The organism is Bacillus alkalisoli, assembly GCF_002797415.1.
In the GTDB taxonomy this organism is placed as follows: Bacteria; Bacillota; Bacilli; order Bacillales; family Bacillaceae_I; genus Bacillus_CD; species Bacillus_CD alkalisoli.
This window is the reverse complement of record NZ_KZ454944.1, coordinates 123901-150017: the sequence shown is the minus strand read 5'-3', so window position 1 is coordinate 150017 and position 26117 is coordinate 123901. Positions and strand designations below refer to the sequence as shown.

The 26117-nt window shown below is 36.3% G+C and carries 28 protein-coding genes and 4 tRNA genes; 7 read left to right on the top strand and 25 right to left on the bottom strand.

Features of this window, described 5'->3' with window-relative positions; translation table 11 throughout:
• Positions 1 to 48: 48 nt before the first annotated feature.
• The 5 genes from CDZ89_RS00790 to CDZ89_RS00770 all read left to right on the top strand — a co-directional run bounded on the left by CDZ89_RS00790 (position 49) and on the right by CDZ89_RS00770 (position 3441).
• Positions 49 to 1095 carry a ribonucleotide-diphosphate reductase subunit beta gene (locus CDZ89_RS00790; protein WP_100334232.1) on the top strand — a complete coding sequence of 349 codons (1047 nt, stop codon included), beginning with the start codon at positions 49 to 51 and terminating at the stop codon, positions 1093 to 1095.
• Complete coding sequence (locus tag CDZ89_RS00785) at positions 1095 to 1535, top strand: flavodoxin domain-containing protein (RefSeq protein ID WP_100332979.1); 441 nt, start codon at positions 1095 to 1097, stop codon at positions 1533 to 1535. Before CDZ89_RS00790 ends, CDZ89_RS00785 begins: the two co-directional genes overlap by 1 nt.
• 444 nt (positions 1536 to 1979) lie before the next feature.
• Complete coding sequence (locus CDZ89_RS00780) at positions 1980 to 2531, top strand: PadR family transcriptional regulator (protein WP_096156237.1); 552 nt, start codon at positions 1980 to 1982, stop codon at positions 2529 to 2531.
• A 5-nt stretch (positions 2532 to 2536) separates the two neighbouring features.
• On the top strand, positions 2537 to 3013 hold the full coding sequence (locus CDZ89_RS00775) for a DUF4188 domain-containing protein (RefSeq protein WP_100332978.1): 477 nt from the start codon (positions 2537 to 2539) through the stop codon (positions 3011 to 3013).
• Positions 3014 to 3057: 44 nt separating this feature from the next.
• Positions 3058 to 3441, top strand: a complete 384-nt coding sequence (locus CDZ89_RS00770; RefSeq protein ID WP_100332977.1) for a hypothetical protein — start codon at positions 3058 to 3060, stop codon at positions 3439 to 3441.
• Positions 3442 to 3510: 69 nt separating this feature from the next.
• On the opposite strand, the gene CDZ89_RS00765 is transcribed toward CDZ89_RS00770, so the two are convergent.
• From CDZ89_RS00765 to CDZ89_RS00750, 4 genes are all read right to left on the bottom strand, one after another.
• A complete protein-coding gene (locus CDZ89_RS00765) occupies positions 3511 to 4389 on the bottom strand; it encodes a radical SAM/SPASM domain-containing protein (RefSeq protein ID WP_096156234.1) in 879 nt (292 codons plus the stop codon).
• 469 nt (positions 4390 to 4858) lie between these two features.
• Positions 4859 to 5692: a MetQ/NlpA family ABC transporter substrate-binding protein gene (locus CDZ89_RS00760; protein WP_100332976.1), complete on the bottom strand. Its 834-nt coding sequence runs from the start codon at positions 5690 to 5692 to the stop codon at positions 4859 to 4861.
• A gap of 18 nt (positions 5693 to 5710) precedes the next feature.
• On the bottom strand, positions 5711 to 6373 hold the full coding sequence (locus CDZ89_RS00755) for a methionine ABC transporter permease (protein ID WP_100332975.1): 663 nt from the start codon (positions 6371 to 6373) through the stop codon (positions 5711 to 5713).
• Positions 6366 to 7115: a methionine ABC transporter ATP-binding protein gene (locus CDZ89_RS00750; RefSeq protein WP_096156231.1), complete on the bottom strand. Its 750-nt coding sequence runs from the start codon at positions 7113 to 7115 to the stop codon at positions 6366 to 6368. Before CDZ89_RS00750 ends, CDZ89_RS00755 begins: the two co-directional genes overlap by 8 nt.
• Positions 7116 to 7544: 429 nt before the next feature.
• Between CDZ89_RS00750 and CDZ89_RS00745 the strand changes: the two genes are divergently transcribed.
• On the top strand, positions 7545 to 8018 hold the full coding sequence (locus tag CDZ89_RS00745) for an ankyrin repeat domain-containing protein (protein WP_100332974.1): 474 nt from the start codon (positions 7545 to 7547) through the stop codon (positions 8016 to 8018).
• A 116-nt stretch (positions 8019 to 8134) separates the two neighbouring features.
• Positions 8135 to 8665, top strand: a complete 531-nt coding sequence (locus tag CDZ89_RS00740; RefSeq protein ID WP_096156229.1) for a YgdI/YgdR family lipoprotein — start codon at positions 8135 to 8137, stop codon at positions 8663 to 8665.
• Positions 8666 to 8753: 88 nt separating this feature from the next.
• Here CDZ89_RS00740 and CDZ89_RS00735 read toward each other — a convergent pair whose 3' ends face one another.
• The 21 genes from CDZ89_RS00735 to CDZ89_RS00635 form a co-directional block, all read right to left on the bottom strand.
• Positions 8754 to 9089 (bottom strand): four-helix bundle copper-binding protein, encoded by a 336-nt coding sequence (locus CDZ89_RS00735; protein ID WP_096156228.1) that lies wholly within the window; start codon positions 9087 to 9089, stop codon positions 8754 to 8756.
• Between the two features lie 173 nt (positions 9090 to 9262).
• On the bottom strand, positions 9263 to 9808 hold the full coding sequence (locus CDZ89_RS00730) for a GNAT family N-acetyltransferase (RefSeq protein ID WP_100332973.1): 546 nt from the start codon (positions 9806 to 9808) through the stop codon (positions 9263 to 9265).
• A gap of 397 nt (positions 9809 to 10205) precedes the next feature.
• Entirely contained in the window at positions 10206 to 10676 is a 471-nt protein-coding gene (locus CDZ89_RS00725) for a peptide-methionine (S)-S-oxide reductase (RefSeq protein WP_096156226.1), read from the bottom strand.
• Between the two features lie 92 nt (positions 10677 to 10768).
• Positions 10769 to 10939, bottom strand: a complete 171-nt coding sequence (locus tag CDZ89_RS20400) for a winged helix-turn-helix domain-containing protein (RefSeq protein ID WP_227521414.1) — start codon at positions 10937 to 10939, stop codon at positions 10769 to 10771.
• A complete protein-coding gene (locus tag CDZ89_RS00720) occupies positions 10939 to 11529 on the bottom strand; it encodes an ATP-binding protein (RefSeq protein WP_157842646.1) in 591 nt (196 codons plus the stop codon). The genes CDZ89_RS20400 and CDZ89_RS00720 overlap by 1 nt, the downstream gene beginning before the upstream one ends.
• Positions 11501 to 12409 (bottom strand): AlbA family DNA-binding domain-containing protein, encoded by a 909-nt coding sequence (locus CDZ89_RS00715; RefSeq protein WP_157842645.1) that lies wholly within the window; start codon positions 12407 to 12409, stop codon positions 11501 to 11503. Before CDZ89_RS00715 ends, CDZ89_RS00720 begins: the two co-directional genes overlap by 29 nt.
• 144 nt (positions 12410 to 12553) lie before the next feature.
• Positions 12554 to 13276, bottom strand: coding sequence for a sulfite exporter TauE/SafE family protein (locus CDZ89_RS00710; protein WP_100332970.1), 723 nt, complete (start codon positions 13274 to 13276; stop codon positions 12554 to 12556).
• A gap of 127 nt (positions 13277 to 13403) precedes the next feature.
• Entirely contained in the window at positions 13404 to 13883 is a 480-nt protein-coding gene (gene rlmH / locus CDZ89_RS00705; protein ID WP_100332969.1) for a 23S rRNA (pseudouridine(1915)-N(3))-methyltransferase RlmH, read from the bottom strand.
• Between the two features lie 83 nt (positions 13884 to 13966).
• A complete protein-coding gene (locus CDZ89_RS00700; RefSeq protein WP_096156196.1) occupies positions 13967 to 14122 on the bottom strand; it encodes a CxxH/CxxC protein in 156 nt (51 codons plus the stop codon).
• Positions 14123 to 14456: 334 nt separating this feature from the next.
• Entirely contained in the window at positions 14457 to 15722 is a 1266-nt protein-coding gene (locus CDZ89_RS00695) for a S1C family serine protease (RefSeq protein ID WP_096156195.1), read from the bottom strand.
• Positions 15723 to 16020: 298 nt separating this feature from the next.
• Positions 16021 to 16815 carry an MBL fold metallo-hydrolase gene (locus tag CDZ89_RS00690; RefSeq protein ID WP_096156194.1) on the bottom strand — a complete coding sequence of 265 codons (795 nt, stop codon included), beginning with the start codon at positions 16813 to 16815 and terminating at the stop codon, positions 16021 to 16023.
• Positions 16816 to 16820: 5 nt separating this feature from the next.
• On the bottom strand, positions 16821 to 17612 hold the full coding sequence (locus CDZ89_RS00685; protein WP_096156193.1) for a two-component system regulatory protein YycI: 792 nt from the start codon (positions 17610 to 17612) through the stop codon (positions 16821 to 16823).
• Position 17613: 1 nt separating this feature from the next.
• Positions 17614 to 18936 (bottom strand): YycH family regulatory protein, encoded by a 1323-nt coding sequence (locus CDZ89_RS00680; RefSeq protein ID WP_096156192.1) that lies wholly within the window; start codon positions 18934 to 18936, stop codon positions 17614 to 17616.
• Positions 18933 to 20762, bottom strand: a complete 1830-nt coding sequence (gene walK / locus CDZ89_RS00675) for a cell wall metabolism sensor histidine kinase WalK (RefSeq protein WP_096156191.1) — start codon at positions 20760 to 20762, stop codon at positions 18933 to 18935. Before walK ends, CDZ89_RS00680 begins: the two co-directional genes overlap by 4 nt.
• A gap of 6 nt (positions 20763 to 20768) precedes the next feature.
• The gene (gene yycF, locus CDZ89_RS00670; protein WP_096156190.1) at positions 20769 to 21470 is read right to left on the bottom strand and encodes a response regulator YycF; all 702 of its coding nucleotides are present in this window, start codon (positions 21468 to 21470) and stop codon (positions 20769 to 20771) included.
• A gap of 430 nt (positions 21471 to 21900) precedes the next feature.
• Positions 21901 to 23397: a M23 family metallopeptidase gene (locus CDZ89_RS00660; RefSeq protein WP_227521413.1), complete on the bottom strand. Its 1497-nt coding sequence runs from the start codon at positions 23395 to 23397 to the stop codon at positions 21901 to 21903.
• A 368-nt stretch (positions 23398 to 23765) separates the two neighbouring features.
• Positions 23766 to 23838 (bottom strand) — tRNA-Phe (locus CDZ89_RS00655).
• Positions 23839 to 24135: 297 nt separating this feature from the next.
• Positions 24136 to 24211 (bottom strand) — tRNA-Asp (locus CDZ89_RS00650).
• A gap of 24 nt (positions 24212 to 24235) precedes the next feature.
• Positions 24236 to 24310: transfer RNA gene (locus CDZ89_RS00645), tRNA-Glu, on the bottom strand.
• Positions 24311 to 24321: 11 nt separating this feature from the next.
• Positions 24322 to 24397, bottom strand: a tRNA-Lys gene (locus CDZ89_RS00640).
• Positions 24398 to 24691: 294 nt separating this feature from the next.
• The gene (locus CDZ89_RS00635) at positions 24692 to 25978 is read right to left on the bottom strand and encodes an adenylosuccinate synthase (RefSeq protein ID WP_096156189.1); all 1287 of its coding nucleotides are present in this window, start codon (positions 25976 to 25978) and stop codon (positions 24692 to 24694) included.
• Between the last annotated feature and the right edge of the window lie 139 nt (positions 25979 to 26117).

Here is a 26117-nt window from a genome sequence, read left to right as displayed (position 1 = left end):
ATCTGATTCATAAAATATGATTACTATTTGAAAAACGAGGAGGTTTTAATAGTGTTACATGCTCCATTAACAAAAATTAAATTACTTAACCCTGAGTATCCAAACAAGTCGACTGGCATTATTAATGGAAAATCTTCAGGACTTTTAAACTGGAATGATATTGCCTATCCTAAAATGTATGATTTGTACCAAACACTCTTATCAAATTTTTGGAAAGCACAAGAAATCAATATGCAAGATGATATAAAGCAGTGGGACAGCCTAAGTGAACAAGAAAAAGATGTTTTTCTGCGAATCAACACACAGTTAGCTTCACTGGACAGTTTGCAAACACCAACAATGAGTCAAGTGATGGACTATGTGACAGATTCTAGTTTCAAAGCTATCTTTGCTGTTATTTCTCAACAAGAGGCTGTTCATAATGAGTCATATTCTTATATACTAAGTTCCCTAGTTCCACTTGCGGAACAAAATGAACGGTTTAATCAAGCTAAACTAGATCCGATAGTAAATCAACGTAACCAACTTATTTTAGATGCATATGAGGAATTTAGGTCTGAACCTACATCGCAATCTTTATTTAAGCTATGTGTAAACTCTATTAATCTAGAAGGTATTTACTTTTATGCTGGCTTTGCTTTTTTCTATCACTTAGCCCACCAACAAAAAATGCTAAAAACAAGTACCATGATTAGTTATATTCAAAGAGACGAAATGCAACATGCTTACTTTATTTCTCAATTTATACGAATTCTTTTTACGGAAAATCCCAATCTTCATACAGAGGCTAATATTGCTTACATCTATAGTACAATCAATCAAGCAGTTGTTCTTGAAAAAAAATGGGCCCGTTATATATTAAAAGATATTAAAGGCATCGACTTAGACGAGTTTGATGCATATATAGAATATTTAGCGAATAAACGGTTTAGACAACTAGGATTAAAAAACTTTTACGAAGAAAGACCAAATCCAATGCCTTGGATTCAAGTTTTTAGCGATGAAATGATTAATAATACAAAATCTGATTTCTTTGAGCAAAAATCAAGAACATACTCAAAAGTATCAAAGTATAACGGTTTTGATGAACTCTAATGAAGTGCGCCATAATTTATTCTTCTGTTACAGGTAATACGAAAGAATTAGCAGAACAAATTTATACGATTTTCTTATCTCGATTCGTTGATGTACATCTATTTTCCATACATGAATTTAAGCTACCTCATTTGAGTAAATATGATGCAGTAGTGATTGGAACCTATTCTTGGGGAAATGGCGAGATACCAGAAGAAATGCAGAAGCTTTACAACACGTTTAGTGATTTCTTAAAAAGTAATGTAGTGACAGCTGTCTTCGGCACAGGCGATAGCTTCTATCCCCACTATTGTGGTGCAGTTGATAAATTCACTGAGATTCTCTACACTAACACAAATTTAGCTGCAACTTTAAAAGTGGAGCTACTGCTTCAAGAACAAGATTTGATGCGTTGTCAAATGTTTGTAGAGTCCGTAATTAAACGTAGTTTCAAAAAATAAAAAAGACCCTGATCTCCAGTAGTTAAAATTCTAGCGCACGGAGGATCAGGGTTGAAAGATGGGGTACTTTTTAAAGCAGCAATTTCACAACACGAACGAACATACACTAATACAAACTCAAATTTACAGACTCTCCGATTCATTCACCATCCTTAACACTGAAATTTCCCCAACTTTTGACAACTCAATAAAACATCCGTTCTAGCTGACGGATGTTTTTTTCTCTTTAATTCGCTTCTGTCTCCTTTTTAAAAACTATTATCGGATCAAAACTCTGCCTCTAAACTTATAATTAAATAGCACAAGCACAAAATTAGCGCAACAATTTCCTCGGAGTTCAAAACGAATTATTTTCCTTAATTTAGAAAATTAACTTGCATTTATCGTTTACATCCACTAATATATATCTAAATGATATATATCTTTTAGATAGGTGTGAATATAGTGAAAACTTATAACGATACAACATACGCAATATTAGGCATTTTAACAACTCCTTGTAAATCTGGTTACGATATTAAACAGTTCATAGATCAAAGCTTAAATCATTTTTGGAAAATTAGTTATGGGCAAATTTATCCTACGTTAAAAATAATCGTCAAAGAAGGGTTAGCCGAAGTGAAGGTGTCCCAAACACAAGGAAGAGTAGATAGAAACGAGTACTATCTCACGACAAAAGGATTGGAAATATTAAAAAGCTGGTTAGAACAACCCATTGAACATGCTCCAATTGAACGTAATGAAGTACTACTAAAACTATTCTTTGGTTCCTATCAGTCTGCAGAAAGCACAGTTTCCCTCCTTCAAGACTATAAGCAAAGACTAGAAACCCGTTACGAAACGTATTTAGCCATCGAACAAGGAATACTTCAACATAATAAAGAGGAAAAAGACGCAATGTACTGGCTGTTTACATTAGATTATGGAAAAAGAGGAACAAAAGCTGCTATCGAATGGTGTGAGCATACGTTAAAATATTTCTCAATAAAGGAGTAGGAAGAATGAATAAACAAATTTTCCCTGGCCGCTATACGACCGAGAATTCAGAGGATATTGTCGTTTTTATCATTGGAATGAGGTTCAACAATCGACTAGCCATCCATAAATGGTTTCCCGTTTTTAGCGCTATGCCAGGAATGATTAGAGAACTTTACATGAATAAAGAGGAATTAGGATTTTTATCAATGGAAAGCTATTATGGACTTAGAACGACCACTATGATTCAATATTGGCGTTCGGTGGAAGACTTACATGCTTATGCAAGGAATGAGAAGCATTTGACTGCTTGGAAAAAATTCAATGAAAAGCTAGGCAACAATAACGCCGTTGGTATCTATCATGAAACGTTCCAAGTAAAAAAAGGAAACTATGAATCTGTTTACACAAATATGCCTTTCTATGGATTGGGTAAGGCGATGGAACATATCCCGGTAACTTTCGAGCGAAATTCTGCTCGTAAACGCCTTAAAGCACAGTAGTTCTTGATTTATAGAGCATTTTATAGGAGTCGGAGGTATGGGAGATGGATTTAATCTACATTTCAACTATCATTGTGGCAATTTTATTTCTGTCTGTTGCTGTTTTTCAAGTGCTACTTTCACTTGGCTATCCTTATGGTGAATATGCAATGGGAGGATACTATAAAGTCCTACCAATAAAATTAAGGCTAGTAAGTGCTGTTAATGCCTTGATTCTCCTATTTATGGGGTTTGTTTTCTTACAGCATGCAAATGTTATAAATGGTATAGATCTCTTAGCTACAAATATATTAGTATGGTGTTTTACTATTTTCCTCGGTTTGAATACACTAACAAATATATTTTCTCGGAGTAAAAAAGAGCGGTTAATTATGACCCCTTTATCAGGTGTGACTTTTATATTGTGTATTCTTATTGCGTTATCGTAGATTTTGATGCCTGATCTGCCCCCTAATACAGTAAAGATGTAGATTGCTGGGGGCAGGCACCAACTTCATTTATTTTCCAAACCTCTTGCGATACCCACATTTCCTGCATAGTTCCTCCACTGCCTCTCTGCGTGAAAAGCCCTCTACAAGGTTTTTTGCTCTATCCATTTCAATAATATCTGAAAATGAGTGATCGTTAATGTTTCCAAGGTTGATTACTCCCTCACCATCTAGACAACAAGGAATAACTGTTCCGTTTGCTAAAATACCTGCTTGGTTTCGCAGACCATAACAGAAGCCTTTTCCGTCATCTTCCTCTTCGTGCAAAGCAGGCCATTGAAATTCGTAATCTTGATTGATAAAGATACGTTCCGCGATTTTCACGCCGCTTCCTGGACTGACTTTCTCTTCTATTTTGTAGTCTAAATCAAATTCTTTTTCAATAATGGTTAGTAATTCTCTGTTTCTCTCTCTTTCCAAATTCGTCGTATTATCTTGTGTAAGATTCCATAAGCGTAATGAAACGATCAATTCTGACTGGCTCGTTGCTTCTTTTATAAAAGAAAGAATACTTCGCACATACCCTTCCTTATCTTTAGAACCAATGTGGCCGTCAAAGCTATGAAGCGAAAAGTTCATTTGCCTTAGTGCAGGCTTATTTAGTAGTTTTTCTCTCTTTTTGTTTATTAACGTTCCATTCGTTGTAATATTTACTTTAAAGCCTTTCTCATAGCTTATATCTAACAGCTGATCTATTTTAGGATGGAGCAATGGCTCACCTTTCACGTGCAAATAAATGTAGTCTGTGTGCGGCTTAATTTGATCTAATCTCTTAGAAAAATCCTCCACTGAAATAAATTGCTTCTGTCGCTCCGTTGGCGGACAAAAGCTACAGGCAAGATTACATACACTCGTAATCTCTAAGTAAAACTTCTTATATTTCCTCACCAGTCATTCCTCACTTCTATCGAACATGGGTATACTATTATTCTATTAGAGCATATTTGTTTTTAAATGAAAACAACAAAAAAGTGCCAGATTTCCAATTGCGTATGGAGGACGGGCTTCGTAATATGGACACCTGTATCGCCGATATATTTACTTTTTCGCTGATTAAGTATGAGTTTCGCTGATTAAGCTAATGCATTCGCTGATAGAATCTTAGTTTTCGCCGATAAATCCCTGATTTTCGCTGATTGACTCTCGATTTTCGCCGATAAAACGCTGATTTTCGCTGATTGGATTCCATTCATCTATTACAATTTCATATTTCATTTAGCTTTATAGCCAAATTATTGAAAAAAGGACGTCCTTTATACTAATCCTTGTACTAAACCCCTGTTGAGGTACACAAAAAAGTGCCAGGCCCCCGGTATGCTAATACTTTAGCTTATTAGGGGTCTGGCACCTACAAAATCTAAAACGCTGGTATCGCCGTTTCATCATAGTTTTCTTCTAAAAATGCACGAACTTCTGGACTGTTCATTTTTTCTGCTAGCTTTTGAATGGGAGCAGAGTCTACATTGTCTTTACGTGCAACTAATGTAATCGCAAAATCATTTTCTACACCTTCTGTTAAAAGGGCATCACTTTTCGGTGTGAGTCCAAGTGGCGCTGCATAAGCTGGTGTCATAACAACCGCATCTGCATCATCATACATTCTAGCTAACATTAATAAATCCACTTCTTTAAATTGATAGTTTTTTGGATTTTCCATAATATCACTTTGCGTGTAGTATGGGCCTGTTTTTTCTTGTAACGTAATCACGTTATGTTGTGCTAATAATGATAGGGAGCGGTCGATGTTGGAAACATCATTTGCAATAGCAACAACAGCACCTTCTGGTAACTGGTCCATTTCAGCATAATCTTTTGAATACACGCCATAGTTAGCAAAGTAGATAGGAACTACTGGCACTAATTCCGCATTGTTGTTTCGGTTGAATTCTTCCATGTACGGTACGTGTTGGAAGAAGTTCGCATCTACTTCTCCTGCTGCTAAGGCGCTATTCGGTTGAACATTGTCCCCAAGCACGATTACTTCTAGGTTAATTCCTTCTTCCGCTAACATTGGCTTTACAAGATCCAAGATTTCTGTCATTGGGGGAATTAAGGTAGCTATCTTCAAGGTTACTTCTTCCGTTGCTGGTGCTTCTTCGTTCGCCTTCGTTGTTTCGTTATCGTTATTTTGGCTGCCACAACCTACTAATAATAGTAAGAGCAAAGCTGATAGCATGGCTAATTTTTTCATGATGTGTTCCTCCTAAAGTTATCTTTTATCTATCATTCTTGCTATCGTCATACCTGTAAACTGAATGAGTTGTACTAGTATGACCATGATGATGATCATATACAACATTAAATCTGTTTTAAACTGTTGGTATCCATAACGGATCGCGAAGTCACCGACCCCTCCGCCTCCAACAACACCCATAATAGTAGAGTATGATATAAAGCTAATCGTCGATGTCGTTAACCCTAGAACTAACCCAGAACGAGCTTCTACATAAAGGAATTTAAAAATGATATCCTTCACGGACGCTCCCATTGAGATGGCTGCTTCCAATACTCCTTTTGGAATATCTAATAAGGACTGCTCGACCAACCTGGAATAATGGGCAATCGCTATAATTGCTAGTGGGACGGTCGCTGCAGCGGTCCCAATGGCAGTGCCAACAATCCACCTTGTAAAAGGAATTAAAAAAACGACTAATAGTAAAAAAGGGAACGATCTAATAATGTTTACAAGTAGATTTAACGTAGAAAAAACGACTCGATTTTCTAGTATTTTTCCTTTTCTACAAAGAAACAACATAGTTCCGACTGGAAGCCCGACGAGCACAGCCGCTAAAATCGAAGCCCCAACCATAATGAATGTTTCTCCTATTGCTTTCCATATGGCAGCTTCGTATTGAATTAATATTTCAGGCATCGGCTCGGTCACCATCCTTCGTAAGCTGTTGAATAAACCACTCAGGATGATGATCAATAGTAGGAATACCGTTCGGTTCAATAGAGACCGTATTATATATTTCTCCCTCTGACATGACGGTAACTTTGTGGCAAATACTTTTAATTACTTCCATCTCGTGACTTACGATGACAATCGTTACTCCGAGTTTTTGATTAATCGTGTTTAACACACCTAATATTTCCGTCGTCGTATGAGGGTCTAGGGAAGAAGTAGGTTCATCACATAACAATACTTGCGGTCGATTGGCTAGCGCTCTAGCAATCGCCACTCGCTGCTTTTGCCCACCACTTAATTCAGCAGGATATTTATCTATGAAAGTTTCTAATCCTACAAATTGAAGACATTCTAATACTCTACTTCGGTGCTCTTTTCTCGGTATTTTTGCTAGTTGTAAAGATACCGCGACATTGTCGTACACCGTTTTATTGGACACTAAATGAAAATGTTGAAAAATCATCCCAATTGACTGACGTGCTTTGCGAAGTGCTTTAGGGTTCAAGTTAGTTAGAATTTGTCCACTTACTTCCACTTCGCCACTATCTGGTTTTTCTAGTAAGTTAATCAATCGAAGTAGAGTAGATTTCCCCGCTCCACTTGCCCCAATTACACCATAAATCTCACCTTTTGGAACAGTAATAGAAACAGATTTTATTGCTTGAAATGATCCGAAATTTTTACTTACATTATGTAAGGTAATCATAAAAAAACCCCTTTCTTTCCAATGAAAGGTGAATAGAACTCTACTATTATAGCGTAAACAGGTTGGCTATGTCATTTGACTGATAAGTGTGAATTCTTAGCTGATAATTTATGTTTTGTTTAATTTATTTTGATATTGGTTTTTAGTCTTATTCAAAGGAAAGGATTGGCGGTATGCTGGGGGAGTTCGGTAAGATTCTATTTAATAATAGGCTATTAAATAACTCTGTTGATATTTGATGAAATTGAGTGTATATGTTTTAAAATTAGCCTGTTATCTAAAATATTATGGTTTTCAAATAATAAACAGAAGACTTATGGGAATTTATGTTAAAATATAGATATAGATGTTCTTCGATTAAAGGGCAGGATTATGGATTATTGAGTCTGCAAAATTCTATATTTTTATTAAAGAAAAAGGTGATGTTTTTTGAGTGAATTAATTGATGCAATCTTAACTGGAGAACGATTGACAATACTTAAGTTGGTGAATTCAGGTACAGATATAGACATTCAAGATGAAGACGGAAGGACTCCATTAATGCACGCAGTAATTGAAAATGATTACGAAGTAGCTAAACTCTTAATGGACAACGGAGCAAATATTGATATACAAGACAATATATCGCAGGCTGCCGCACTTCATTTTGCAGCACAACAATATGCTTTAGAAATTGCAAAACTAATGCTCAGTAAGAATGCCATTGTTGATACCAAGGACAAAAATGGTAATACACCATTATCTGATGCAGTTTTTTACTCAGAAGGAAAAGGCGAGTTTATTAAATTATTATTGGGTTATGGAGCCGACCCACATAATAAGAATAATTTTGCTGTCTCGCCTTACGAATTAGCTATGTCAATTGATAATTATGACCTAATAAATTTTTTCATAAAGGATTAATGAATGGAAACTGGTGCCTGACCCCCAGTACGTTAAAGTTTTACCAAACCGGGGGACTAGCTCAATAGCTATATAGTATTATGATTCTATCTCAAATATATCCAGGAGGACTTACCTTGAAAAAACTAACTATTGTTTTAATTATATTTCTTTTCCTAAGTGGTTGTTCTTCACCAACACTTCAAAATACTATAGAGAAATCAGGTATGGGAAAAGTAAACATATTATTCCAAGATGAAAAGGATGGTACGGTTATCTACCTAAAAGAAGAAGGAAACGATCAAAATTTATTAGTTATAACTACCTTTTTTAAAACGGAATATTTAGATAGATACAGGTTAGGAAGTCATTCCGAATCAAAAGTAATTAATCCTTTAGAAAAAGATGATGACATTTCCTTTTTTTATTCAGAAAATATTGATGCTATAATTTTATGGGGATTGGCTTCAGGTTATAGTGACATAGATCGAGCTGATTATACAATATTAGATGATTATGGGAATATTTTGCATAATAGTAGTGTAAAACTATCCAAAAATAATTTGATATTTGACAAATTACCAAATGAGATAAAACCAAGTTCTATCAAATCAATTTTATATAAGCTCACATCTACAGACGGGAAAGTAATTGTGGATAGATATTAATAAGTAGGAAGTTTTTGCCTGTCCCTCAGTACGTTAAAGTTTTACCATACTGGGGGACTGGCCCAAATAGCCATTCCTATTTGGATTATTAATGAGTAATCATGGCACGACAAGCTTTTGCACAACTGTAGCATGCATCCGCGCATTTCTTGCAGTGGTCATGATCATGCTTGCTGCATTCTTTCCCGCAGGCCTCACACACCTCTGCACATAGACTGCAGATTTGTTCCAAAAACGGACTGTTCGATTGAATGGCTCTGGCAGCCAAAGCGCAGATATCTGAACATTCTCTGTCCAACCTGATACAATCCGCCATCATCTTCACATCATCCTCGTTTAAACACGCATCAAAGCAGGTATTGCATGCATCCATACACGCAAGGCACTCTTCCAAACATTGCTGGTATTTTTCTTTTTCCGTCATTTTTCAAAAACCCCTTTCATTGTGTTGTGTCTTTATTTGTTTACCCATTGAAAACTTTCAGAAACATAAAATAGAAACTGGTACCTGACCCCCAGTACGTTGACAATGAGGAAAATGTTTTTCAATAAACTGAAAGGCTGCTTCTATTGGTTCAGGTCTATATTTCATTTTATCTACTCCTTTTGATCAAACTCGCCTTTCAACATACTCATACGAAGTCGGTCAATATATTCTCCATTTCTTAATCTATCTTGTCTTAAAATGCCTTCTTCTACATAACCCATACGTTTATAAGATTTAATTGCTTTTTCATTGTCTACTTCAACTCTGAGCCAAATTTTATTTAGTCCTAATTCATTAAATCCCCATAAAAGCATTTCATTCATTGCAGCAAGCCCAAAACCTTTACCCCAATAGTTTTTATCTCCTATTGCAATCCCTAATTCAGCGTGTTTGTTTAACTTGTCGATGTTTTTTAAATCAACCCAACCAATATGTTTTCCCTCTTCTGTGACAATGGCTTTTTGTTCATATCCATTTGTTTTGTTAATGCACATTTCAATCCAATTTTTAGTTTCTTCTCTACTAAAAGGTGGATACCTCTCTGGCATATTTAAATGTTTTGTTACCTCCTTATCTAAACCCCATTGATAACGGTCTTCAACATCATAAAGAGTTAATTCTCTTAATTGGATTTTCGGTAATTCCCTTGTTTTCATCTCTCTGTCTCCTAATTTATATTTCTAATTACTCACAAACTCTATATTTACCTTCAAAAAATAGTTCTTCGCTAATATCTAACTAACTATCTCAAACAAATTATATCTTTTAAATCAAACACTAACATATGATTTAGCAGTAATTTTAGCACATCAATTTTATAGTGGACAATGATTATTGTCCTCATAAAAATAGTTATGCTAATAGTACAGTTATTTACAATGTTAATTTATTTTAAGCGTTGATATGACAATAAAAAAAGCAGACCAAATCGCTATGCGAATTAGTCTGCTAATTGGGGCTATGGCGCCTGTCCCACAGTACGTTAAAGTTTTACCATACCGGGGGACTGACCCCATATCGGATCAAATGCTCTATTTTAATCTTTCCTAATACTTACTTGTATTTAGTTAATATCCCTGCTGGAATATGGCAATAATCATCCGGACATCTAGTTAGCCTATCTTGATGTTCTTCGGCACTTCTCACATAATTTGTAAGAGGTAATACTTCCACGACTACACGGTCACAGTCACTCCTCTTACTTATAAATGCTCTCGCCTCTTCCAAATGTTTAGGTTGTTCACTATACACTCCAGTTCTGTACTTCTCTCCAACATCAGGGCCTTGTTGGTTCAAACTATAAGGATCAATGATTTCAAAGAAATAATCCATTAACTTACTTACCGTAACAACTTTCGGGTCAAAGCCTGTTTTGACACATTCGGCATAGCCATCATACTCACCCTCGAGTGTATGACTTGTTCCATTCGCTCTTCCTGCTTCTGTAAACGTAACACCAGGTAATGTTTTTATAAATGCTTGCACTCCCCATAGACATCCACCTGCAAAATATATTACTTCCATTTTGGTTCTCCTTGTTTTGGTTTTCTTGTTATACGGTTCACCTTGGTGCATCTAAATGAGGTTTTCCATCTCATTTGCGGCTCATTTGCGGCTCATTTTTTAAATTTATATTTACTGGATTTATTTTGACCTTCTAAAATTATTTTTTCCTGTTCCCTTAATTCCTTTAATATCCTTTTACTTGTAGATGGTGAAAATCCACAAAGCCTTTCAACTTCTTTTCGTGTTATATATTCATTTTTAGATAAATAGTCCAAAATCATTACGTTGGCTTGAATTTCATCAAAGTCTTTATCTTTTGTGTAATCAATATTGGCATTAAAACTTTCATACACTCGATGAGTAAACATATATTTATTTCTGGCTTCCCTTGTAAAACATTTCTTTTTTGACATAGTTTGTTTAACACATTTGCTGCAGATTGAGTTGTTATTTGAGCCACCTCAGCAGCCTTGCCTAGAGTAATGGTTTTATTTGATTTAATGTATTTTAAAATACAGCTCTCTGAAACTGAAAACTCGCCGTTTGTTTCTTCCTCTTTAGTAATAAACTTTAGAAATTCTATGTCCTCCAAACTGCTTCTTAAATTCAAACTTACAGCATCAGAATATAGATTATATTCTGGAGCTGACTTTCCTAAAGAAAGCATATCCTTAAATATGATATCTACTCCTTGGCCGGAACGTTGAACGTATCTTAGTTTTTGGAGTGTTTCAGCAATTTTTTTATTTCTCGGAGAAGAAGGATGTGTAATAATATTTGTCCTATCTACCCCAGATGGAAACGAACCAGGATTTTCAATAATTATTTCATTTGGATAAAACTTAACAAAAAATTGAAGTAGCGCTCTCATAATCACGGTGTGAAATTGCATTTAAAAGTGCTTCTTGGAAAACATTAATAGGATAATCTTGAATTTCCAATTTAAATAGGCCCATTTGAATGTTCTGTATTCCATTTCTATCTTCAAAAAATTGTTGAATCCTATCTACCGCCTGGACTAATGGAACTTTTAGCTCTAATCGTTTATGATATTCAGTCTGCCCCTCATTATATATAAGAATGATTATTTCTGATTGTGGCATATATTTAGCAATCGAATCTTTCGTACCAACAAATAACAATCCTGCTACTGTTAACTGAATTTCATCACCATCAACATCTATCAATCGTAAGTCCTTTAAAAACGTAAGATTGTCTGATTGATATAACGTAGAATCCTTATCACGAGATTGTATTTTTAACTTTAATCGCTCTACTTCAGTAAAATCTATATCATCTTTGGTAGTACGTTCGATAATTTTGGCAGAGTAGTCGCCTTTAAATCCCTTTATGCTATTTGAGGTGTATTCTGATGGATAAAGTGGCTTTGTATTTTTCCCTAATCTTTTATATACAACACCTTTTGAACTAGCTACAATTTCTGGTGACTTTTGTATTGTTATTTTTATAATATCTTTATTAGCAATCTTTATTATATCAATATCAGTAAAAAGTTTAGGTATCGTCTTGTCATAAATACTCTCTATGATATTCTGCTCATCATAATTTTCACATCCGGTAATTTCTCCATTATCTTCAACACCTACAAGGATGATACCACCATCTGTATTAGCAAAACCTACTGCTTCACTTGTTAAGATATTCATTAGTTCCTTCTTGTTTACTTTAATCCAACTTTTAAACTCTACATACTTAGTTTCACCCTGTTGGATTATATCTTCAATATCCATAAATACACCTAATATAAACATTATACCAAGAACAGAAGGCAAAACGGAAAGATTAAGTAATTTAAGACCTACTAAAAACCTCATATACTTATGGTACGTTTCAGCATTTTGGTTGTGGTAAAACAGATATTGCTACCTTATTGATTATAATAATCCCAAACTCTCAATCAGCAAGTAAATCGCTGTAAACAATAAGATTATATATGTAAATATTCGAAAAACATTTTGATTAATCCTTTTAAATAATAGTTGCCCCAAATATAATCCTACAAATACCAAAGGTAAGGCCCATAAACTTGATAACCAGATTGTCTTATTTGTTCCAGCAAAAGTCACTTGGATGATTAAACTAACAAAGTATATAAATAAATAAAAGGCTAGTGTAGTACCTCTTAATTTTTCTTTTTGAGTATCTGTTCCTGAAAAATATAATAATAATGGTGGTCCGGGCATACCTATACTTGTTGTGAATGAACCTGATAGTCCACCAACAATTAAATCTTTCTTCTTATTTTGGTTAATTCGAAACTTAAGAATGAGCATTATTGCTAATACTAAGATAATAAGGCTCACTCCCAACTTTAATCTATTTATATCAACTAACAAGAAGATCATAATTCCAATGGGCAGACCTGTAACACTCCCTACCACAAATCTTCGAAGGATGCCAAAATCAATATCCTTTCTAATTTTCATTATTAATGCAATAGAAATAATTAAAGACAATATTAGGTTTATTTGAATTGCCTCAATTGGTTCAAATATTAAAAGAAGAAATGGAGTAGCCAAAATTGAAAATCCGAATCCTGTACTCGTTTGAAGTACAGAAGCGACTAAAATGATTATAATAAATGCTATTATCTCCATAAAACACCCACTTTCCTATAACAAAAAAATAAAGATACTGTTAATAAACAGTATCTCTTCTACAACTATTTTAACATTTCATTAATTGTTCGACTATCCAAAACTAATTCCACTCTCTGTTTTACCACTATTTGTGATACGGTTCACCCCTATTAATCCTAAACGCCCTATAAACTTGCTCTAGCAGTATTAAACGCATCATTTGATGAGGAAAAGTCATTTTGGAGAAAGACAGCGTATCGTTTGCACGTTTCATAACGTCGCTACTTAGTCCGAGCGACCCACCTATGATAAATGCAACTTTACTTTTTCCATATGTAGCCAGCTTATCTATTTCTTTTGCTAGTTCTTCGGAAGTGCGTTGTTTCCCTTCGATCGCAAGTGCTATCACATGTGTATCATCAGAGATTTTGCTTAAAATTCTTTCTCCCTCTTTGTCTTTCACTTGTATCATTTCCGCTTCACTTAATTGTTCAGGCGCTTTTTCATCCGCAAGCTCGATAACTTCTACTTTCGCATATGGACCAAGTCGCTTTAAAAATTCTTGAATTCCTTGTTTTAAATATTTCTCTTTTAGTTTTCCAATGGTAATTATTGAGATATTCACATGTCATCCCTACTTCATTTAAAAGTTATCAACAGAAGTTATCCACATATACACATTTTTCGTCCACATTTAGTGGGCGAATATTAGTTCCCCACCATATATACTGCTGGACTTTTGCAGAATTCACAGTCTGTTGATAACTTTTTTTCCTCTTCTACTATTTGTAGTGGAGGCGCCTCTTCATGTTGATCTATATACATTTCCATCGCTAATTCAATATGTTCTTCACAGCAAAACATCGGTAAAAATTCATCCTTTCTACTCTAACATCTTCTTTACTTTTGATAGCATACCACTTATCCACAACTGGATAAAGTTTTCTTTTATTTTTCCCTCGAAATAACTTTTCCACACCTCTTACAAAAAGAATGCTGTAGCTTTTCGCGCATATCTTCGCTTTCCGCGGGCGGGCCGGGAGCCTCCTCGACGCATCCGCGTCTGTGGGGTCTCCCGCTCCCCGCTTCTCCCGGAGGAGTCTCCGATATGCGCGAAAAGCTACAGCTAAAAAGGGTCCAAATGAAAAAAATCTTTTATATAATTAAAAAAGAGAGTATTTCTACTCTCCTAATGGTGTTATCCTTCTTCTGTTAGTTCGACTGTTACTGATTGTTGTTGTTGGCCACGGTAGAAAGTGACGGTCATTGTGTCTCCTACTTGTCTTTCGTTGTACAGGTGTTTTCTTAGATCGACAACATCGTACAGTGGCTCACCATCTAACTCTGTAATAACATCGTATTCTTGCAGTCCCGCTCTAGCTGCTGGCGAGCCTGAAGCTACATCTGTAATATAGACCCCTTCTGTTACATCAGAAGGCAGCTTTAATGTTTGTTGCCAATGATATGAAGAGATGTCTACTAAGGAACCAATACTAACACCGAAATATGGACGTCTCACCACACCAAACTCTTCTAAATCTTGAATAACCGGTATTGCAGTATTCGTTGGGATGGCTAGTCCAATTCCTTCTACTGCTTCTTGTGCAATTTTCATCGAGTTAATGCCAATAACTTTTCCACGAATATTTATAAGCGCCCCACCACTATTACCAGGATTAATCGCAGCATCAGTTTGCATTACATCTGCATGCCAGTCTGGATAGCCATCTCGGTTAATATCCACTGGAATACTTCGGTCTACGCCTGAAATAATCCCTTGTGTAACAGAACCAGAAAACTGTAATCCTAATGGGTTACCAATTGCAATAACAGGTTCCCCTGTGCGAACATTATCAGAGTTACCAAAGCTTGCCACGTTCGTTACATACGTATCATCCATCTCTAACACCGCTAAATCAGTCCAAGGGTCTTCACCTAACACCTCTGCTCTTACCCTTGTCCCATCAATTAAGCTTACCTCTACGACAGATGCTCCTTCAATCACGTGATAATTTGTTACCACATATGCTTTTCCATTTTCTCTTTTATAGATAACACCAGACCCAGTACCTGCTTCTCCTTCTTCTGTTGCCACTTCATTTTGCCAAAAGCTTGCTTGTTGAATATTAATAACTCCTACTACTGAATCTGCCACGGCATCCACGGTCCTAGTAATTTCCGTTGAAATGTTCATAGATGCATTTTGTTCACTAGGACTTTGTCCACCAATTCCTTGACCTGGCTGATTAATATTACGTACAGGTTGAATCCCTGTTCTTTCTACTGTTTGTTGCTGAGCTCTTAAATCACTAGCACTCAAATCGTTTGGAGCAAGACGTGGATAAGCTACAATTAGTAAAAGTGCGACTAGAGATAAACCAACTAGTCCTGGTAAAAAAAACTTGCCACGATTTCCTTTTTGTTTGTCATTTCTCTCTTCTGTATGGTCGTCGTAATAGCCCAATTTTCACCCTTCCTTTCAGGAGAGTGCCGCTACCACTTTATACGATGCTAAACGAACCAAAGACGCTTGTCATTTATGTAAAGTGTTTCAAGCTGTTGATTGTAGCGCATGTCGGAGACTCCTGCGGGAGAAGCAGGGAGCGGGAGACCCCACAAGACGCGAATGCTTCGAGAAGTAGGTATTTTCACGGTAGGTGAAAATAACCTTCCTTTACGCCCGCGGAAAGCGAAGACATGCGCTACAATCAACTGCGATTTAGGCTTTACACAAAAAAGAAAGGCGCAAAAGCCAAAGACTTTTACACAAAAGCTAGCGGAGTTGGTTCATTCGGGTCAGTGTCGTATAGTTCCACTTGTTCGCCAACGATAACATCGCGCGTTGCAAGTGTTTGGGTAACTGACATTCTCGCTAAATCTTTCATGTTATTATCTTTACTTAAATGCGCCAAATAAATACGTTTAGTTTTATCTCCTAAACAATCTGCCATTGCAATCGCTGCATCTTCGTTTGATACATGGCCATAATCACCTAATATACGTCGTTTAATGCTCCATGGATAGTGGCACATTTGTAACATGCTTATATCATGATTACTTTCAAACACATACATATCTGCTTTCTCAATAACACCTTTCATCCGGTCACTCACATAGCCTGTATCTGTTATCACGACTAATTTTTTCTCACCGTAATGAAAAGAATAAAACATCGGTTCCGCTGCATCATGAGAAACGCCAAACGATTCCACACTTAAACCACCAAAATGTTTCACACTTCCTGTATCAAAAACAAACTTTTGGTCAGTCGCAATCTTACCAACAAGCCCATCCATTGCTTTCCACGTTTTTTCATTTGCATAAATAGGCAAATTATATTTACGTGCTAAAACACCAAGCCCTTTAATATGATCACTATGCTCATGTGTTACTAAAATACCGGATAACTGGTCAATTTTTTTATCTACTTTTTCAAATAACTCTTGCATCTTTTTGCCGCTCAAACCAGCATCAATTAATAGTGAATGCTCCTCTGTCGCGACATAAATTGCATTTCCAGTACTGCCGCTTGCCAGTACACTAAAATGCAGGCTCATGTCACTCACTCCAATGTTCTATATTCTTTACTTATAATATGACCTTCAAATGCATTGACGTAAAAGTCAATTTCATCGTTAACTAAAATGTGCCACGTCGGAATTAAAACGTGAGAAGCTGTTAAGCCGAGCGTGATGTAACCGAGCTCTACTTCTGATACATGGCTTCCTGGTTGTAATTCGTTTAAGTTATATAAGTTTTCTAAAGCTTTTAGTGCAAATATAACTTCTTGAGGCTCATCCATTTCTTCCATTTCGTCTATATAGGTTTGTTCATACGACTCTATTTCATTGTCATCATTTAAATAGAGCCTTAAGCTTCCACTTACGTTATTAAAAATAATTCTACCGTCGTATTTTTGAAAATAGATTAGTGCTCTTGATTCTGCGTTAATTCCCCAATAAACATATTGGTCACCATACAAAATTTGATTCTTTATTATTTGATCAAGTCTTGTCGCCGTATTTGTTTCTGGAAAGGCAAATGGCTCTTTGAACACTCCACGCAATTTCGTTTCATCTAAAATAGTCACTACTTGTTCTTTTTCTGTTTCTAGCAATTCCACCTCATCTTCGGTGAAAAATTTACTTTTACCAGTTACAAAAGAAGAACGCATCGGATCTTTTGGCAAGTCCACATACGTTATTTCATCTACTTCAAACTTCTCTTCAATCGACGTTTCTGTCAAAATATCTAACTGGCTATTATTCCTTTTTTCTACAAGATGGTAGCCTAGGAATATATTTAAGATGAGGAACGTGAAAATGAAAATGGTCTTTGTTTTGCTCCAATCCATTCTACATTCCTCCTAACTCTTCATTTCGCTGGAACACAATTGCTCTCCAACTATTGTTATATTCATACATCCAAACTGGATCAAATATATAAACACCGCTATTAGACAAATCTCTTCGTAGTTCATAACCTACTCGAAGGTTTTGTAGATTTTCACGTTCAAAGTTAGCTATTTTTTCAAGTTCCGCTAATGCTGCCTCTGCACTAGGAAGCACAATTGTCTCTTCTTCATTCGGTATCGACCATCTTAACTCAGATAATGGTCTTGTATATTGATAGATTGAGTTATTACGCCACACTTGTTTTATTTCTGACAACCCTTGTGATTGAAAAACCGGGTGATCGTTCACGTAAAGTCGGAAAGTTGCTGTATGGTCTGGATAAGACCTTTCCCAATTTACGAATAAGTATCTATCCGTCCAACCACTATGTTCATTAATAAAATGAATACTTTGCTCCACGACATTAAAATCAGGTGTATTTGTTCCATCTCCACCAATAGGGTTAGCAAATTCAAGGCGTGTCCAATTTTGATCCGCTCGCATAATTCTTGATCCGTCTGTATATTCTTCCCCACCAGCAAGAGGATCTCTCGTTACTAAGCTAGGGTCTGGAAACAGATTATCTTTAAAGCTCTCCGCAGATAAATAATTCACCATATAATGGAGCCTTTTTAATTCCACTCTTCCTGCTGGTGCAAAAATATAGTTTGCGCCAGTAACAGGTATAGCGCGATAAGCAGGATTTCTTACTGCTGGCTTAAAAAAACTTCTATCTATATTCTCAACAAATAAATTGTTCACTTTTGCACGGTAAATTCGGCGTTCGTTATAGTTTACTAAATGAAGGATTGGCTCTTCACTATCTTGTTTCACATCTAAAACTAGCCGGTCTACATATGCATTCGGATACGCCTCTTCTTGCATAGAAAAGATATATCGTAACGTTTCCATCGGAATGGTATCAGGAAAGATCACTTCCATCTTACCGCTCCCATGCATAAATTGGTAAAACTCGCTCTCTGAAACATAGGATGTGATACTTTCTATTTCATACAGATTCCAATTTCTTATTTCCTTCATTAATCGGGAAATTTCTTGATGCTCTACGGCGCCGTAATGAATCGACTCTGTATGGTATAAAATTTTATCTGGTTTAATAACATTTGCTACTTCGTGTCGTTCTCTAATTCCGACATCCTCAATTAATTTTTCATTACGAACATAATCAGGCATAGGTTGATACGTCCATAAACTCCATGTTAACACAAGACTTACTAATACGAGTACCGTCAAAATTATGGATTTTATATTTTCATATATCATGACCAATCATCCTCTTGCTCTTCTGTTAAAGGAAGTGTGAAGTATATTGTCGTACCTTTTCCTTCTTCACTTTTCGCCCAAATATGCCCGTCATGCGCTTCAATCATTTCTTTTGCGATTGCAAGACCTAATCCTGTGCCACCTAATTGCCTTGTACGCGCTTTATCAACTCTATAAAAACGATCAAATATTTTATCCACTTCGTTACTAGGAATACCTACACCTTCGTCACTTACACTTACTTGCAACATATGGCCTTCTTCTATTAGACGAAAAGTAACGGTTCCACCTTCTGGAGAATATTTCATGGCGTTGGAGATAATATTGTCTAATACTTGCGTTATTTTATCTTCATCCATTCGAACAAAAAATTCCTTCTCCGGAATTTCTCTTACAAAAGTAACATTTTGATTTTTAGATAGTTCAAATCGGTCAATAATTCGATTGTAAAAATAGACAAAATCTAACGAATCTTTATGGAGTCTGTAGTCTGTACTGTCCATTTTAGAGAGTTGTAGCAAGTCGTTCACTAATCGGATCATTCGTTCTGTTTCTGTTTGAGTAACATCTAGAAACTTTGGTGCAATCTCTTTATCTTCCCATGCACCATCAGCTAATGCTTCTAAATAGCTCCTCATCGTTGTTAATGGCGTTCTCAGTTCGTGTGACACGTTTGCAACAAACTCGCGACGCTCTTGATCAATTTTTTCTTGTTCTGTAATATCATGAAGAACGGTAATAAGTCCGTTAACGAACCCTGTTTCCTTTTTAATGACAGAGTTACTAGCTCTTAAAATATATGGTTTTTTGTGTGTACTAAAATCTAAGATTAACGAATCTGGCCCATCAACTAACGTTTCAAACGTGAATTCCTCGTTCACACCAAGTACTTCTACTATCGGCTTCGATAACACTGTTTCACGTGGAACATTCAACATACGTATAGCAGGTTCATTAATTAACATCACGCGCCCTTTACGATCGGTTGCAATGACGCCATCTGTCATATGAGCGAGAACGGAACTTAATTTGCGTCGTTCTCCTTCTGTCGTTGCCTGCGCTTCTTGTAATTTACGGGTCAAGTTATTAAAAGAATAGGCCAATTGACCAATTTCATCTTGGCCATATATTTTAACTTTACGTGTAAAGTTACCCTTAGCCATCTCTAATGCTTGTTTACGCATATCAGACATAGGTCTTGTAATCGTTTGAGCAAGCAGAACCCCTAATACTGCCGTAACAGCAAGCGCAATAATGGTTCCAGTTGCTAAAATGTTATTAGTTTGCCGCATTTGGTCATATACATTTTCCATAGAAGCAATAAGATATATGGCTCCAATAATCTCTTGGTTATTTGTTTTAATAGGAACCGCTATTACCCGCATTCGATGTCCAGTATTTGGGTCAATCTCCATCTTACGTGAAGATGTCCCGACTGCTAGTGCCCGCTTAACAATTAACTCTGTTGTCCTTTTACCGACATATTTTGATTTATTATATGGGTTAGATGTACCTAACACCCTACTTTTATTATCAATAACACGTACCTCATTAATATCTTCAGAAGTGATATCTTGAAGAATACGTCCAATGTCCTCTTCCTGAGAAGGCATTGTCTCATCTCGCGGCTTTTTCATTTCTTGCTCAATGTTGTACGCTAGCAAATGCATATGCTCCTGTAAGGAGTTTGTGAAGTTTTCCACAAGCTGAGTCTCTAACTGCCTAACAAAATAAACACCAATAATTTGCATAGCAATTAAGATGAGTAATACGTAAATTAAAACGAACTTCAAATGAATGGAACGAAAAAAGCTAACTTTCCTCATGTAGGACTACTCCTGGTCAGCATGACGCAAGTAGTAACCTACACCCCTTCTTGTTACGATCCATGCTGGATGACTAGGATTATCTTCAATCTTTTCGCGTAAACGGCGTACCGTTACATCGACTGTTCTTACATCTCCAAAGTAATCGTAACCCCATACAGTTTGAAGTAGGTGTTCTCGCGTTAATACTTGTCCAATGTGTTTTGCTAAGTAGTGTAGTAGTTCGAATTCACGATGTGTTAAATCAACCATTTCGCCACGCTTTGTTACCATGTAAGCATCAGGATGAATAATTAATGCCCCAACAGGAATGTCGTTTGTCGTATCTGTTGGATTGGCTTTCGTATTTTGACGGCGTAAATTAGCCTTAACCCTTGCAATTAATTCACGTGTACTAAATGGCTTGGTCACATAATCATCCGCACCAAGTTCTAGACCTAATACTTTATCTATTTCGGAATCTTTTGCTGTTAACATAATGATTGGCATATCATATTTCTTTCTTACTTCTCTACATACTTCCATTCCATCTTTTTCTGGAAGCATGATATCTAATAGAATTAGATCTGGTTTTAATTCTTCTACTTTCTTTACTGCTTCTGCACCATCGTAAGCGCAAGTTACGTCAAAACCTTCTTTTTGAAGGTTAAATTTTAATATATCTGCAATTGGTTTTTCATCATCGACTACAAGAATACGTTTTTCCATGTGAAATACTCTCCTTTATATTAAAAGATAATATTAATTACTTTACCCATTTTCGAAAAGGCTGTTTCCATTCTAAACTTGTTAATTGAAGTGGCAGGCACTCGCTTTCCGCGGGCGGTCAAAAGGAAGGTTATTTTCACTGTCGTGAAAAAACCTACTCCTCGGCGCATTAGCGCCTGTGGGGTCTCACTTAACACGCTTTTCCCGCAGGAGTCTCGCGCCTGCCACTTCAATCAACAAGGAATGGTATGTTTAAGAAATAAACTTATAAAAGATTTTCAGAAAAAATACTTTAATATCTTTACTTTACCATGTGTACATGTTTAAAGCATCTTTTTAGAGGGAAAGTAATCTATACGTAATAATTTAATCAATCTATATAGAAAAACCTCTAGCAAGGGGTTATTCTCATGCTAGAGGTCGAATTCTGTTATCTACTTAAATAGTTTAGTGGGTTTTTCAGTTGTCCGTTTTGATACACTTCGAAATGAAGGTGAATACCTGTTGAGTTTCCAGTAGATCCCATTACTCCAATACTTTGACCTCTAGCTACCGTTTGACCTCTAGAGACACTCATGGAAGAAAGATGAGCATATACTGTTTTCATTCCGTTTTGGTGGTTTATTACAATCTTATTTCCGTATCCACCATCCCAGCCTGCAGATTCCACAATACCATTGTCTGCTGCTTTAATAGTTCTATCACTTGGTCGAGCAATATCAATACCTTTATGGTAGCTTCCCCAACGATAGCCCATTTTACTTGAAACATAACCGCCTACAGCAGGCCATGCAAGGGATCCAGTCCCTCTAGAAGGAATCACTTTTGTTCCTCTTAATACAATTTTATCTATAGGTTCTTTCGTCACTTTTTCTTCAATAATATCTGTGCGAACGACTACGCCGTTTTGTCTTGTAACGATAGAGTTTACAGTACGCTCACCATTCTGACCTTCTTGCTTCACACTCGTTTCACCTTTAAGTCTGTTGGCGTCATCTTCTACCTTTTGTTCATATGCAATTTCTTCTATTCTGAAGCGTTCTTCTTCAACAATTATATGAATGTATGGTTTATAAGCAGTAACATTTAACTTATCGCCAACTCGTAACAATGAATCTTCTTTAATAGAAGGATTTAAGTGTAATAGTTCACTAGTTGATAAGTTATGGTCTTGTGCAATAGAGCCTAATACGTCCCCTTCTTGCACTTCGTATTGCTTTTCTTCAAGTGTACCTTTTTTCAATAAATTAATTGCTTTTTTAACAGATAAAATATTTTCTAATGAAACTTTTTCTTTATTTATTGAAACTTTTTCCGTCATTCGCACGTCTAATATACGAGACTGATTTTCTTGAAGAGGTGGTAACTCTTCATTGATTTCTTTTCTACTTTCGATTTCAGCAAGCTCTTCTTCTGAAACAAAATCAAGTTTTAATTTATAAATAGCTTCTTCTGCTGCCTCTTCTGAATGAAGATACACAACCGGCTCTTCTTCTACAAAAATAACAGCACCATTTGCCTTAATCTCTACTTTATCTAAAACTCGGTCTAATACCCTCTGATTATTCGTTGAATAACGAAATACTTTTTCTGATATGTAGGAGATTTCATTTCCAATCGTTAAGTCAAGATCTATATGCTTCTTTTGGGCTTCCGTAATTTTTGAATCAATTGCTTTTTGCACTTGCTCTTTTTCTTCTACAGCTCCAATGAGTTGACCATCTACATACACGTGATGGATTGTGCTTAACAATGGATTATTAGCGGCAGTAACAGACATAGCTCCTATTGATAAAGTCGTAACAGCTACTGTTGTGAAAATTGCCTTTTTTCCTAATTCATTTAGACAGCTACTCGTGTACATATGTAAATTTTTATTTAGTTTTTGTATGTATTGTTTTGTTTTACTCTTTAACTGGCCTAGCATGGTTAGTACCCCCTGAGTCCAATTCTCTTTAATATGTAAGAAAAATAGGTCTTTAATAACATACTTTCTTTTTTACACTTCTTTACCATAACATATTTTGATAAAAAAATAGAATAGTAGAATCGAATATGTAACATAATTGTATTATTGTTGTCATATTTATCCGTTAATTTAGACGATTTTTGTAACATTAGTGATTATTTTGGACTAGCTTGTAAGTATGAAGGACGGAATAAATGTAGAAATAGAGGGATTTTCCTACTACTTTTACTAAAATTAACGTATTTTTCTTTTTTCTATCTAAACAATTAGTATTATAAAACAATAAAAAAACCATCAAGATGTTATCATCTTGATGGTTTTTTGGATGGCTCGGGACGGAATCGAACCGCCGACACATGGATTTTCAGTCCATTGCTCTACCAACTGAGCTACCGAGCCGCATTATTATTTGGTTAATATTTTATTTATATTACGCTAGCCAGTCCATCGCCCAAATTTCAGAAAGATTATTCAAGAAGCAGTTCAATTTGTGCGCTGAAGCATCGCTTCGCAGTTTACTCGTTCGTGCTCTACCAACTGAGCTACCGAGCCCTGTTCGGCTTGCGATAAGCGTCGAATTTCTTCGTCAACTTCACTCACTCACATCCTCACGTATGTCAAATACGCTCCGGTACGTTCGCTTGTTTCCTCGAACTTCTCGCTTCTCTCAACCCTCAAATATTTATAGTTTTTAAATGGCGGTCCCGACCGGGATCGAACCGGCGATCTCCTGCGTGACAGGCAGGCATGTTAACCGCTACACCACGGGACCAGATAAATCTGTCATTATGAAAAATGGTGACCCATACGGGATTCGAACCCGTGTTACCGCCGTGAAAGGGCGGTGTCTTAACCGCTTGACCAATGGGCCTAAAAATTAAATGGTGTGCCATGAAGGATTCGAACCTTCGACCCTCTGATTAAAAGTCAGATGCTCTACCAACTGAGCTAATGGCACATATTTTTAAAGTATCCGCTTATTTTAACAGGATTACTATTTTGTTCATTCGAAGAAGCTTACTCTGTTTGACGTCCACACCTCAGAAAGATCATTCAAGTAGCAACTCGGCGTGTACGCTGATGTATTGCTTCACAGCTTACTCATCGTGCTCTACCAACTGAGCTAATGGCACTTAAGATTTTACAATCTGTTTTGACGACGTTTTTTATATTATCATAGTTTTGTATAACAATGCAATAGTTTTTCAAAAAAAAGTCCCTCTCTTCTTTTCGAGAGGGACTTTCACTATATTTACGCGTACACACTACGCACTATATTTGTTTGTGAACGATCAGGTCCTACTGAGAAAATAGATAATGGTATTCCAGTTAACTGAGATACGCGCTCTAAATAGTGACGAGCATTTTCAGGTAACTCACTTAAGTTTTTCACACCAGTAATATCGTCTTTCCAACCTGGCATTTCTTCATAAACAGGCTCACATTCTGCAAGCACTTTTAAGCTAGCTGGGAACTCTTCGATAATTTCTCCCTTGTATCGGTAAGCAACACAAATTTTTAATGTTTCAATCCCTGTTAAGACATCAATGGAGTTTAAAGATAAGTCGGTAATTCCACTAACTCTACGTGCATGACGAACAACTACACTATCGAACCAACCGATACGACGAGGTCTGCCAGTAGTCGTTCCGTATTCACGACCTACTTCGCGAATTAGGTTTCCAATTTCATCATGTAGTTCTGTTGGGAACGGTCCATCACCTACACGAGTAGTATAAGCTTTTGAAACTCCTACAACGTTTTTGATTTTAGAAGGTCCAACTCCCGAGCCAATCGTTACTCCACCTGCTACAGGGTTAGAGCTCGTTACGAATGGGTATGTACCTTGGTCAATATCTAACATAACACCTTGAGCACCTTCAAATAGTACGCGACGTCCACCGTCTAATGCATCGTTTAAAACGACCGATGTGTCACATACGTACTTTGCTACTTGTTGGCCATACTCATAATACTCGTCCAGAATGTCTTCTAACTCGAACCCTTCTGTCTCGTACATTTTCTCTAATAGACGATTTTTTTCTGCTAAGTTATGCGTAAGCTTTTCTTCAAAGATTTCACGGTCTAATAGGTCAGCAATTCGGATACCAACACGAGCCGCTTTGTCCATATACGCAGGTCCAATACCTTTTTTCGTTGTACCAATTTTATTTGCACCTTTACGTTCTTCTTCTACTTCATCTAATTTTAAGTGATAAGGTAGAATGACGTGTGCGCGGTTACTGATACGTAAGTTATCTGTCGTAACGCCACGATCATGTAAGTATTTTAATTCTTTTACAAGTGCTTTAGGGTCCACAACCATTCCGTTACCAATCACACAAGCTTTATCTGAATAAAAAATCCCGGAAGGAATTAAATGTAATTTATACGTTTCACCATTAAATTTGATTGTATGTCCTGCATTGTTACCACCTTGGTAACGCGCAATTACTTCTGCATTTTCTGATAGGAAATCGGTAATTTTTCCTTTACCTTCATCGCCCCACTGTGTTCCTACTACGACTACTGATGTCATAGAATGTACACCTCCGCTTTATATATGCTTTTATGGCTTTTATAGCTTGCCTCAAACAAACTAAGTTTATCAGCATATTATTCCAAAGTCAATTAAAACACGAACATTAATTTATACTAATTAATAATTTGTTCGTGAA